This is a genomic window from Brevundimonas sp. UBA7534 (assembly GCF_002479325.1).
GTDB lineage: Bacteria > Pseudomonadota > Alphaproteobacteria > Caulobacterales > Caulobacteraceae > Brevundimonas.
This window is the reverse complement of the sequence record NZ_DLMO01000152.1, coordinates 304-10,457: the sequence shown is the minus strand read 5'-3', so window position 1 is coordinate 10,457 and position 10,154 is coordinate 304. Positions and strand designations below refer to the sequence as shown.

Genomic DNA, 10,154 nt, shown 5'->3' with positions numbered 1-10,154 from the left:
GCCACCGTCATCGGCACGGGAACGGTGACCAGCAGGTCCAGGTTGTCGCGCTCGAACAGCTCGTGCGGGGTGACGGACAGGAAGACGTACAGGTCGCCGCGCGGGCCGCCGCGCTGGCCGGCGTCGCCCTCGCCCGACAGGCGGATGCGCGAGCCGTCGTCGACGCCGGCGGGAATCTTCAGGTTCAGGGTGCGGGTCTTGCGCACCTGGCCGTGGCCCTGGCAGGTCGTGCACACGTCGGCGGCGGCGATGCGCTGGCCGGCGCCGCCGCAGGACGGGCAGGTCCGTTCCATCTGGAAGAAGCCGTTGGCTTGGCGGATGCGTCCGGCGCCGCGGCAGGTGGTGCAGGTGGTCGGCTTGGCGCCCGGCTTGGCGCCCGAGCCCTCGCAGGTTTCGCAGGTGGCGGTGGCGGGAACCGAAATCTCGACCTCGGCGCCCTTGTAGGCCTGCTCCAGCGTGATCTCCAGGTCGTAGCGCAGGTCCGAGCCGCGACGCGGGCCGCCCTGGCCGCGGCCCTGGCGGCCGCCGAACGCATCGCCGAAGGCGTCGCCGAACACCTGGGAGAAGATGTCGTTCAGATCGTTGAAGCCGGCGCCGCCGCCCTGGCCGAACGGATTGCCGCCGCCGTTCACCCCGGCATGACCGTAGCGGTCGTAGGCGGCGCGCTTCTGGTCGTCGGACAGGACCGCATAGGCCTCCGAGATTTCCTTGAACACGGCCAGCGATTCCTCGGAGCCGCCGTTGCGGTCCGGGTGGTGCTGCATCGCCAGCTTGCGATAGGCTGCCTTCAGGCCGGGCGCGTCGATGGTGCGCTCGACGCCCAGAACCTCGTAGTAGTCACGCGCCATCGGGCGTTGGTCCTCATACTTCCCCGGTCGGCCCCGCCGTCGCGCCTCTGCGGACGCTGGCGGGAAACGATGTCCCGGCTGACATGGGGGCCGGGACGGATGATGCAAGTTTCATGAAAAGACCCCGCCCATCGCGAGACAAGCGGGGTCCTGTCATTTCAGCGACCTGAGGCGATCAGGCGCTCTTCTTGTCGTCGGCGTTGTCGGAGTCCGAGACTTCCTCGAACTCGGCGTCGACCACGCCGTCGTCGGCCGGCTGGCCCTCGGCGGCGTCGCCCGAACCCTGCTGGGCGGCGTACATGGCCTCGCCCAGCTTCATCGAGGCCTGGACCAGGGTATTGGTCTTGGCCCGGATGTCCTCGGGGTCCGTGCCGTCACGGGCGGTCTTCAGTTCGGCCAGGCCGGTCTCGATCGCCGTCTTCTCGTCGGCGCCGACCTTGTCGCCGTGATCGGCCAAAGCCTTCTCGGTCGAGTGGATCAGGCTGTCGGCGGCGTTCTGGGCCTCGACCAGATCCTTGCGGGCCTTGTCGGCGGCGGCGTTGGCCTCGGCTTCCTTGACCATCTTGTCGATGTCGGCGTCCGACAGGCCGCCGTTCGCCTGGATGCGGATCGACTGTTCCTTGTTGGTCGCCTTGTCCTTGGCCGAGACGTTGACGATGCCGTTGGCGTCGATGTCGAAGGCGACCTCGATCTGCGGCATGCCGCGCGGGGCCGGCGGAATGCCCATCAGATCGAACTGACCCAGCATCTTGTTGTCGGCCGCCATCGGACGTTCGCCCTGGAAGACCCGGATCGTCACGGCCGACTGGTTGTCGTCGGCGGTCGAGAAGGTCTGGCTCTTCTTGGTCGGGATCGTCGTGTTGCGCTCGATCAGAGGCGTGAACACGCCGCCCAGGGTCTCGATGCCCAGGGTCAGCGGGGTCACGTCCAGCAGCAGCACGTCCTTGACGTCGCCTTGCAGCACGCCGGCCTGGACCGCGGCGCCCAGGGCCACGACTTCATCCGGGTTCACGCCCTTGTGCGGCTCCTTGCCGAAGAAGGTCTTCACCGCTTCCTGCACGGCCGGCATGCGGGTCATGCCGCCGACCAGCACCACCTCGTCGATGTCCGAGGCCTTCAGGCCGGCGTCGGCCAGGGCCTTCTTGCACGGCTCGATCGTGCGCTGGATCAGGTCGCCGACCAGGGCTTCCAGCTTGGCGCGCGTCAGCTTGATGTTCAGGTGCAGCGGGCCGGACGCGTTCATGGTGATGAACGGCAGGTTGACGTCGTACTGAGCGGTCGAGGACAGCTCCTTCTTGGCCTTTTCCGCTTCCTCGCGCAGGCGCTGCAGGGCCAGCTTGTCCTGGCGCAGGTCGACGCCCTGTTCCTTCTTGAACTCGTCGGCCAGATAGTCGGCCAGGCGCACGTCGAAGTCCTCGCCGCCCAGGAAGGTGTCGCCGTTGGTCGACTTCACCTCGAAGACGCCGTCGCCGATCTCCAGGATCGAGACGTCGAAGGTGCCGCCGCCCAGGTCATAGACGGCGATCTTCTGACCGTCGTTCTTTTCCAGGCCATAGGCCAGGGCCGCCGCGGTCGGCTCGTTGATGATGCGCAGCACTTCCAGGCCGGCGATCTTGCCGGCGTCCTTGGTGGCCTGGCGCTGGCTGTCGTTGAAGTAGGCGGGGACGGTGATGACGGCCTGGGTGACCTTTTCACCCAGATAGGCCTCGGCGGCCTCCTTCATCTTGGTCAGGGTGAAGGCCGAGATCTGCTGGGGCGAATAGTCCTTGCCGTGCGAGCGCACCCAGGCGTCGCCGTTCGGGCCCTTGACGATCTCATAGGGCACCATGCCCTTGTCCTTGGCGACCACCGGATCGTCGAAGTTGCGGCCGATCAGGCGCTTGATCGCGAAGAAGGTGTTGGCCGGGTTGGTCACGGCCTGGCGCTTGGCGGGCTGGCCGACCAGGGTTTCGCCGCCGTCCTGAAGGGCGACCACCGACGGGGTGGTGCGGGCGCCTTCGGCGTTCTCGATGACCTTGGGGTTCTTGCCGTCCATGACGGCCACGCACGAGTTGGTGGTGCCGAGGTCGATGCCGATGATCTTGGCCATGGGCGTTCTATTTCTCTCCGTATCGGCGGGCGATGCGGCGGCCTTCGACGAAGCGCCGCGCGTGACCGCCCCCAGTGGGTTGGCGTTGAACTTTCCGGATAGCCCCAGTTTTCGCGGGGTTTCTCCGAAGCTGGCCCCGATATGGGAAACACCCCTATGGCCGCAAGGCCTTGATTGCGATCAAGCGGCCCTTTTGCACGCGCGGGGCCGGCGCCTATGTCGTGGCGATGACGCCGCCCCCGACCGAGACGCCGACCGCCGTTCCGGGCTTTCGCCTGTGGCGCGGGGCGCTGTCGCCGCACATGCAGGCGGAGATGGTCGAGACGGTGATGCGCGGGCTGGAGGACGCGCCCCTCTATCGGCCCGTCACGCCGGGCGGGCGGCCGCTGTCGGTGCGGATGAGCAACTTCGGCCCGCTGGGCTGGGTGTCGGATCGCGCGGGCTATCGCTACCAGCCGACCCATCCCGAGACCGGCCGGCCCTGGCCGCCGATCCCGACCCGCCTGCTGGACCTGTGGCGCGCGACCGTGGACTGGCCCGATCCGCCCGACGCCTGCCTGGTGAACCTGTATCGCGACGCGGCCAAGATGGGCCTGCACCAGGATCGCGACGAGGCGGACCTGAAGGCGCCGGTGCTGTCGGTGTCGCTGGGCGACACGGCGATGTTCCGCATCGCCGGCGCGGACGGGCGGACCTCCGCGCTGAAGCTGGAAAGCGGCGACGTGTGCGCCCTGACCGGCCCGGCGCGGATGGCGCGCCACGGGGTGGATCGCGTGCTGGCGGGGTCGTCGCGACTGATCCCCGGCGGGGGGCGCATCAATCTGACGCTCCGAAGGGCGCGTTGACCCTCAGTCCCCGGTCTGTTCCTTGACCCCCAGGGCGTCGGCCAGCCGCATCTTGGCCGAGCCGCGCGGCAGGGGCTTCTGCTGGCTCTCGTGCGGTTTCCAGCCCGCCAGGTGGACGATCTCGAAGGTGGCGGGGATGCGGCCGTCGGCCTCGGCGTGGCGTTCGGCGTAAAGGGCGGCGGCGCGGGCGAAGACGGCGCGCGACAGCGGCCGCACCGGCCCGGCCAGGACATTGGTCTCGCCCATGGCGCGCAGGTCGCGCACCAGGGCGGCCAGGTCGGGATAGCGCACGGTGAGCCGGTCCACGTCCGACACCGGCAGGGCGAAGCCGGCCCTCTGCAGCAGCGCGGCGCCGTCGAAGCCGTCGGCGAAGGGCGAGACCCGCGCCTGGGCGCCGCCGCGTTCGGCCAGCTCCGCCTCGGTCAGCACGCCGCGCAGCTCCTTCAGCGTGCCGGCCCCGAACAGTGTGCCGATGAACAGGCCGTCCGGCTTCAGGGCGCGGCGGATCTGGGCCAGGGCGCCGGGCAGGTCGTTGGCCCAGTGCAGACTGAGCAAGGAGACGATCAGGTCGGTCGAGTCGGGGGTCAGGGGCAGGGCGGCGGCGCCCGGCGCGGCGCGCTGGTCCAGGGGGGGCGGCGTCGATACGGAGCCGACGCGGCCCGCCGCGTCGCTGGCGGCCAGCGCGCGGGAAAACACCCCCGGTTGCGCCGAGAGGTCGACCGCGACGGGAAAGTCGCGCAGGATCGCCTCCAGACTGCCGGCCGCATTCTCGGCGGCCCGCGCGTGCAGGAAGTCCGCCTCAGGGAACTGGCGGGCCGAGCGGGCCAGCCGGGCCGCGCGGCGGCGGGCGTCGAAAATCTGCGGGGGGCCTGAGGGGGCCAGGGAGGGGTCGGTCATGGAGGCGCAGGATGGGGCCTGGCGCACGGCGTGGAAAGGGGCAGGCGTGCGTTTGCGAGGCCTGGGCCGGGCCGCCGCCGACCTGATCCTGCCGCCGATGGCCCACGACAGCCGCGAGGCGACCGCCGCCGCGGGCCTGACGCCCGACGCCTGGAGCCGCATCGCCTTTCTGGAGGCGCCGGTGTGCGACGGCTGCGGGGCGGCCTTCGACTACGACGGGGGCGCCTTCGCCCAGGACCGGTGCGCCGCCTGCCTGGCCCAGCCCTATCCGTTCCAGCGGACGCGGGCCGCCTGCGTCTATGACGAGGCGTCGCGTGGCCTGATCCTGCGCTACAAGCACGGCGACCAGCAGCAGTTCGCGCCCCTGTTCGCGCGCTGGATCGGCCGCGCCGCCGCCGACCTGCTGGCCGAGGCGGACGTCGTGACGCCCGTGCCGCTTCATCCGTTCCGGCTTCTGTCGCGCCGTTTCAACCAGGCCGCCGAGATCGCCCGGCCGCTGGCCCGGACGGCCGGCCTCGACTATGTCCCCGACGCCCTGATCCGCGCCGCCCGGACCGACAGCCAGGGCGGCAAGAGCCGGCGGGGGCGGCGATTGAACGTCAGCAAGGCCTTCGCCGTGACCGAGGCCGGGCGTCGCCGCATCAAGGGTCGCCGCATCCTTCTGGTCGACGACGTGTTGACCACGGGCGCGACGGCCGAGGCCTGCGCCCGCGCCCTGCTCGACGCCGGGGCGCGCGGCGTCGATCTGGCCGTCATCGCCCGGGTGCGAAACGCCCGTGAAGTGTCTATGTAATCCGCAACGCCCGCCGCGCGGCGCCTCGCTGCTCCAGCGGCGGGCCCTGACCCTGGAGATCTGATTTGGCCGACGTCGTCCTCTACACCAAGCCCGGTTGCCCCTACTGCTTCAGCGCCATGTCGCTGCTGAAGAAGAAGGGCGTCGACTACACCGAGATCGTCGCCTCCAACGACCCGGAGAAGAAGGCCGAGATGGTCGAGCGGTCCGGCGGCGCCATGACCTTCCCGCAGATCTTCATCGACGGAAAGCACGTCGGCGGCTCCGACGACATCCACGCGCTTGACCGCGAGGGCAAGCTGGATGCGCTGCTGGCCGCCTGATCCATGACGGGCGGCCTCGACATCGCCTTGGTCCAGACCCGCACCCCGGCGACGGCGCGCGGCGGGTTGGATCATGTCGCGCCCCTGATCCGCGAGGCGGCCGGGGGCGGGGCCCGCTTCGTCCTGACCCCCGAGGGGACGAACCTGCTGGAGCAGCGCCGCGACCGTCGCGCCGCCGTCCTGGCGGACGAGGACGCCGACGACGCCGTGCTCGGCCTGCGCCGCCTGGCGGCCGAGCTGGGGATCTGGCTGCTGGTCGGTTCCGCCATCGTGCGTTCGGGGCGCCGGGGCGACGACCGCGCCGCCAACCGATCCCTGCTGATCGACGACCGGGGCGGGATCGTCGCCCGCTACGACAAGCTGCACGTTTTCGACGTCGACCTGCCCAACGGCGAACGCTACCGGGAGAGTTCGACCGTGCGGCCCGGCGATGCGGCGGCGGTCGCCGACACGCCCTGGGGGCGGCTGGGCCTGACCATCTGCTACGACCTGCGCTTTCCGCACCTGCATCGCCAGCTGGCCCAGGCGGGCGCGTCGATGATCGCCGTACCCGCCGCCTTCACCGCCCCGACCGGGGAGGCGCACTGGGAGACCTTGCTGCGCGCCCGCGCCATCGAGACGGGCGCCTTTATCCTGGCGCCGGCCCAGGGTGGGCTGCACGAGGACGGCCGGCGGACGTGGGGCCGGTCCCTGGTGGTCGGCCCGTGGGGCGAGGTGATCGCCCGGGCGGATCACGACGAGCCTTGCGTTCTTCACGCGAAAATGGACATGGGGGCCGTGGCCCGGGCGCGCTCGGCCATACCGTCCCTGACCCACGACCGCGATTTCGCCGCCGCCCGATGATCCGCTACGCCCTGAAGTGCGACCACGACCACGGATTCGACGCCTGGTTCGGCTCCTCGTCCGACTATGACGACCAGGCGGCGCGCGGCTTCGTCGAATGCCCGTTCTGCGGTTCCCGAACCGTGGAGAAGGCGATCATGGCCCCGTCGGTCGCCGGCACGAAGAGGTCCGCCGCCCCCGAGATGGCGACGCAAATGCAGACCCTGATGATGGAGGCGGCGCGCGAGGTGCGCGCCCATGTCGAGGCCAACTTCGACTACGTCGGCGACGCCTTCGCCCGCGAGGCGCGCGACATCCACGAGGGCCGCGCCGACAAGCGCGAAATCTATGGCGAGGCCACCCCGGCCGAGGTCAGGAAGCTGAAGGACGACGGCGTTCCCGTCGCCCCCCTGCCGGCGGCCCCGCCGGACAAGGCCAAGGTGAACTGATATGGCGGGTCTCGCCTGGCGGCCGATGCGGCCGGACGACGTGGCCGGGGTGGTGGAGGTCGCGCGCCTGTCCTTTCCCGACCATTTCGAGGACCAGGCCTGTTTCGAGAACCGGCTGGCGCTGTATCCGCGGGGATGTTTCGTCCTGGCGGAGGGGGCGCAGGGGCCGGCGCGGGGCTATCTGATCGCCTATCCGTGGCGGGCGGGGTCGGCGCCGGCGCTGAACACGGTGATCGAAGGCCTGCCCGCGGACGCCGACCTGATCTATCTGCACGACCTGGCCCTGCACCCCCAGGCGCGGGGCGGCGGGGCGACCGCGGCGGTGGTGGATCGGCTGGTCGAGCAGGCGATCGAGGACGGTTGGCCGGCCGTCGCCCTGGTGGCGGTCAACGACGCGGCCGGATTCTGGGCGCGCCACGGCTTCGCGCCGCAAGACCCGCCGGGCATGGCGGCCAAGCTGGCCGGCTATGGCTCGGACGCCCGCTACATGGTCCGCCCGCTGGGCTGACCTCAGGCTTCGCACTCCTTGGGCGGATTTTCGCCGTCGTTCCACATCGCGCAGGACCGGTCGATCTCGTTCTGGATCAGGGCGCAGGGGTTGGCCGCGTTGCAGGGCGGATGGGTCGCCGGGCTGACCATGCGGCAGCGCTCCGCCAACCGGGTGGCCGCCGCTTCGCCGATCTGATCCCGGCAGGGCGCATCGGCCGTCGGGGTGGCCGGGGACGTTTCGGCCGGAGTCTGAGTGGGCGTCGGAGCCGGGGCGGCCTCGGGCGGCGCGGTCGGAGCGGGCGCGGCGGCCGGCGCCGGTTCGGCGGGCGCGGCGGACTGCTGCTGACAGGCGGTCAGCGACAGCCCCAACGAAAGGCTCAGACCCAGAAGGGAAGCGGCGATCTTCATGCGAACCTCGTGATCGGTGCGGGTCGTAACGCCCGGGACGGCGCGAGGCTCCGCGCGGAATTCAGCGGGCGACCGCCGCCAGGGCCGCCTTCTGCCGGGCGAACAGTTCGCCGCAGCCCTGTTCGGCCAGGGAGAACAGGCGGTCGAACTCGGCGCGCGAGAAGCCGCGCTTCTCGCCGGTCGCCTGCACCTCGACGATCTGGCCCGCACCGGTCAGGACGAAGTTGGAATCCGCCTCCGCCTGCGAGTCCTCTTCATAGTCGAGGTCCAGAACGGGCACGCCGTCGCACACGCCGCACGACACCGCCGCCACCTGGTCCAGGATCGGGTCGGCCTTCAGCACGCCTTCGTCGCGCAGATAATTCAGGGCCGAAGCCATGGCGACCCAGGCGCCGGTGATGGCGGCCGTGCGCGTGCCGCCGTCGGCCTGGATCACGTCGCAGTCCAGCACCACCTGCCGCTCGCCCAACGCCTTCAGGTCGACCACGGCGCGCAGGGACCGGCCGATCAGACGCTGGATTTCCTGGGTGCGGCCGGTCTGCTTGCCCGCCGCCGCCTCGCGGCGGCCGCGCGTGTGGGTGGCGCGCGGCAGCATGCCGTATTCGGCCGTGACCCAGCCCTGGCCCTTGCCGCGCATCCAGCCGGGAATGGTCTCCTCGACCGAGGCCGTCACCAGCACCTTTGTGTGGCCGAAGGCGATCAGGCACGATCCCTCGGCGTAGCGGTTGACGCCCGTTTCGATGGTGACGGCGCGCAATTGGTCGTCGGTGCGTTGCGAAGGGCGCATGGCTTGTCCTTGGAAGAGCTGGCGGCGGTGCTTATCCTGAAACCATGAGCCTGATCCACCCCTCGGCCAGCCTGGCCGCCCTGGACGAGCGCGCGCGCGACATCTTTCGCCGCATCGTCGAGTCTTATCTGGATACGGGCGAGCCGGTCGGGTCGCGCACCCTGTCGTTGGGCGGGGTGGCGCTGTCTCCGGCCTCGATCCGCAACACCATGCAGGATCTGACGCTGGCGGGGTTGCTGGCGTCGCCGCACGCCTCGGCCGGGCGGATTCCCACCCATGCGGGGCTGCGGCTGTTCGTCGACGGCCTGCTGGAGGTCGGCGACCTGACCCAGGACGAACGCCGGGAGATCGACGGACGGCTGGCGGGGCGGGGCCGCAACTTCGAATCCGCCCTGGACGAGGCGTCCAACCTGCTCAGCGGCCTGGCGGGCGGCGCGGGGGTGGTGTCCAGCCCGGTGCGCGATGCGGGCGTCAAGCACGTGGAGTTCGTGGCCCTGGGCGCCGACCAGGCCCTGGCGGTCATTGTCGCCGACGACGGCACGGTCGAGAACCGCATCATGACCCTGTCGGCGGGGGTGACCCCCTCCACCCTGGTCGAGGCGTCCAACTTCCTGAACGCGCGGCTGCGCGGCCGCCCGTTCGCCGACGCCCGGCGCGAGATGGCCGGCGAGCTTGAGGCCGCCCGGACCGAACTGGACCAGACCGCCGCCCGCCTGGTCGAGGACGGCCTGGCCGCCTGGTCCGGCGGGCCTGACCGTGAGCGCGCCCTGATCGTGCGCGGCCGCGCCAACCTGCTTCAGGACCGGGACGGCCTGGCCGACCTGGAGCGGGTGCGGGTGCTGTTCGACGACCTTGAGCAAAAGGAGCAGCTGATCGGCCTGCTGGACGGGGTCGATGCGGCGCAGGGCGTACGCATCTTCATCGGCGCGGAAACGCGCCTGTTTTCACTTTCGGGTTCCGCCGTCATCGCGGCGCCCTATATGAGCGGCCGGCAGCGGGTCCTGGGCGCCATCGGCGTGATCGGACCCGCGCGGTTGAACTACGCCCGTGTCATCCCGTTGGTGGACTATACCGCCCGGGTGCTGGGCCGGATGCTGGACGGGAACGACAAGTGAGCGACAAGCCCCTTAACGACGAAGACTTCACCGAGCTGGACGCCGATCAGGCCGAGGCCAACGCCGAGCATGGCCTGGATTCGCATCCGGGCGACGACCTGGCCCCGCTGGACGCCGTCATCGCCGAGCGCGACGAGTGGAAGGACCGCGCCCTGCGCGTCGCCGCCGAGATGGAGAACCTGAAGCGCCGCTCGGAGACGCAGCAGAACGACGCCCGCGCCTTCGCCATCCAGCGCTTCGCCAAGGATCTGCTGGGCGTGGCCGACACCCTGGAGCGCGGTCTGGCGGC

12 protein-coding genes and 1 pseudogene are annotated in these 10,154 nt (G+C 70.9%); 8 read left to right on the top strand and 5 right to left on the bottom strand.

All coding sequences use genetic code 11. From position 1 onward, the window contains the following. On the bottom strand, positions 1–848 hold an 848-nt coding region (gene dnaJ / locus B2U11_RS12495; RefSeq protein ID WP_292072123.1), incomplete at its 3' end, for a molecular chaperone DnaJ. 175 nt (positions 849–1,023) lie between these two features. After that, on the bottom strand, positions 1,024–2,937 hold the full coding sequence (dnaK, locus tag B2U11_RS12490; RefSeq protein ID WP_292072122.1) for a molecular chaperone DnaK: 1,914 nt from the start codon (positions 2,935–2,937) through the stop codon (positions 1,024–1,026). Positions 2,938–3,164: 227 nt separating this feature from the next. Between dnaK and B2U11_RS12485 the strand changes: the two genes are divergently transcribed. Then, complete coding sequence (locus tag B2U11_RS12485; RefSeq protein ID WP_292072125.1) at positions 3,165–3,782, top strand: alpha-ketoglutarate-dependent dioxygenase AlkB; 618 nt, start codon at positions 3,165–3,167, stop codon at positions 3,780–3,782. A 3-nt stretch (positions 3,783–3,785) separates the two neighbouring features. Here B2U11_RS12485 and B2U11_RS12480 read toward each other — a convergent pair whose 3' ends face one another. Next, positions 3,786–4,679, bottom strand: coding sequence for a class I SAM-dependent methyltransferase (locus tag B2U11_RS12480; protein ID WP_292072121.1), 894 nt, complete (start codon positions 4,677–4,679; stop codon positions 3,786–3,788). Here B2U11_RS12480 and B2U11_RS12475 point away from each other — a divergent pair. The 5 genes from B2U11_RS12475 to B2U11_RS12455 all read left to right on the top strand — a co-directional run bounded on the left by B2U11_RS12475 (position 4,678) and on the right by B2U11_RS12455 (position 7,574). Further along, positions 4,678–5,472: a ComF family protein gene (locus tag B2U11_RS12475; protein WP_292072119.1), complete on the top strand. Its 795-nt coding sequence runs from the start codon at positions 4,678–4,680 to the stop codon at positions 5,470–5,472. The two genes, B2U11_RS12480 and B2U11_RS12475, sit on opposite strands and share 2 nt — an antisense overlap. 65 nt (positions 5,473–5,537) lie before the next feature. Then, entirely contained in the window at positions 5,538–5,795 is a 258-nt protein-coding gene (grxC, locus tag B2U11_RS12470; RefSeq protein WP_292072117.1) for a glutaredoxin 3, read from the top strand. A 3-nt stretch (positions 5,796–5,798) separates the two neighbouring features. Continuing rightward, positions 5,799–6,638, top strand: coding sequence for a carbon-nitrogen hydrolase family protein (locus B2U11_RS12465; protein WP_292072115.1), 840 nt, complete (start codon positions 5,799–5,801; stop codon positions 6,636–6,638). Then, positions 6,635–7,066: a DUF1178 family protein gene (locus tag B2U11_RS12460; protein WP_292072113.1), complete on the top strand. Its 432-nt coding sequence runs from the start codon at positions 6,635–6,637 to the stop codon at positions 7,064–7,066. The genes B2U11_RS12465 and B2U11_RS12460 overlap by 4 nt, the downstream gene beginning before the upstream one ends. Position 7,067: 1 nt before the next feature. Further along, complete coding sequence (locus B2U11_RS12455; protein WP_292072111.1) at positions 7,068–7,574, top strand: GNAT family N-acetyltransferase; 507 nt, start codon at positions 7,068–7,070, stop codon at positions 7,572–7,574. Positions 7,575–7,576: 2 nt separating this feature from the next. On the opposite strand, the gene B2U11_RS12450 is transcribed toward B2U11_RS12455, so the two are convergent. Beyond that, entirely contained in the window at positions 7,577–7,963 is a 387-nt protein-coding gene (locus tag B2U11_RS12450) for a hypothetical protein (protein ID WP_292072110.1), read from the bottom strand. A 61-nt stretch (positions 7,964–8,024) separates the two neighbouring features. Beyond that, on the bottom strand, positions 8,025–8,750 hold the full coding sequence (rph, locus tag B2U11_RS12445) for a ribonuclease PH (RefSeq protein ID WP_292072109.1): 726 nt from the start codon (positions 8,748–8,750) through the stop codon (positions 8,025–8,027). A 44-nt stretch (positions 8,751–8,794) separates the two neighbouring features. On the opposite strand from rph, the gene hrcA reads away from it, so the two are divergent. Both hrcA and grpE read left to right on the top strand, forming a co-directional pair. Further along, the gene (gene hrcA, locus B2U11_RS12440) at positions 8,795–9,865 is read left to right on the top strand and encodes a heat-inducible transcriptional repressor HrcA (RefSeq protein ID WP_292072107.1); all 1,071 of its coding nucleotides are present in this window, start codon (positions 8,795–8,797) and stop codon (positions 9,863–9,865) included. Between the two features lie 98 nt (positions 9,866–9,963). After that, positions 9,964–10,154 (top strand): annotated as a pseudogene (gene grpE / locus B2U11_RS12435) (nucleotide exchange factor GrpE); the annotation flags it as partial.

Bases quoted from the DNA above. Each gene is read 5' to 3' on its own strand.
- B2U11_RS12450 (WP_292072110.1), bottom strand. From the start codon at position 7,963: ATGAAGATCGCCGCTTCCCTTCTGGGTCTGAGCCTTTCGTTGGGGCTG.
- B2U11_RS12485 (WP_292072125.1), top strand. From the start codon at position 3,165: ATGACGCCGCCCCCGACCGAGACGCCGACCGCCGTTCCGGGCTTTCGC.
- B2U11_RS12460 (WP_292072113.1), top strand. From the start codon at position 6,635: ATGATCCGCTACGCCCTGAAGTGCGACCACGACCACGGATTCGACGCC.
- B2U11_RS12465 (WP_292072115.1), top strand. From the start codon at position 5,799: ATGACGGGCGGCCTCGACATCGCCTTGGTCCAGACCCGCACCCCGGCG.
- B2U11_RS12480 (WP_292072121.1), bottom strand. From the start codon at position 4,679: ATGACCGACCCCTCCCTGGCCCCCTCAGGCCCCCCGCAGATTTTCGAC.
- B2U11_RS12475 (WP_292072119.1), top strand. From the start codon at position 4,678: ATGGAGGCGCAGGATGGGGCCTGGCGCACGGCGTGGAAAGGGGCAGGC.
- hrcA (WP_292072107.1), top strand. From the start codon at position 8,795: ATGAGCCTGATCCACCCCTCGGCCAGCCTGGCCGCCCTGGACGAGCGC.
- B2U11_RS12455 (WP_292072111.1), top strand. From the start codon at position 7,068: ATGGCGGGTCTCGCCTGGCGGCCGATGCGGCCGGACGACGTGGCCGGG.
- dnaK (WP_292072122.1), bottom strand. From the start codon at position 2,937: ATGGCCAAGATCATCGGCATCGACCTCGGCACCACCAACTCGTGCGTG.
- rph (WP_292072109.1), bottom strand. From the start codon at position 8,750: ATGCGCCCTTCGCAACGCACCGACGACCAATTGCGCGCCGTCACCATC.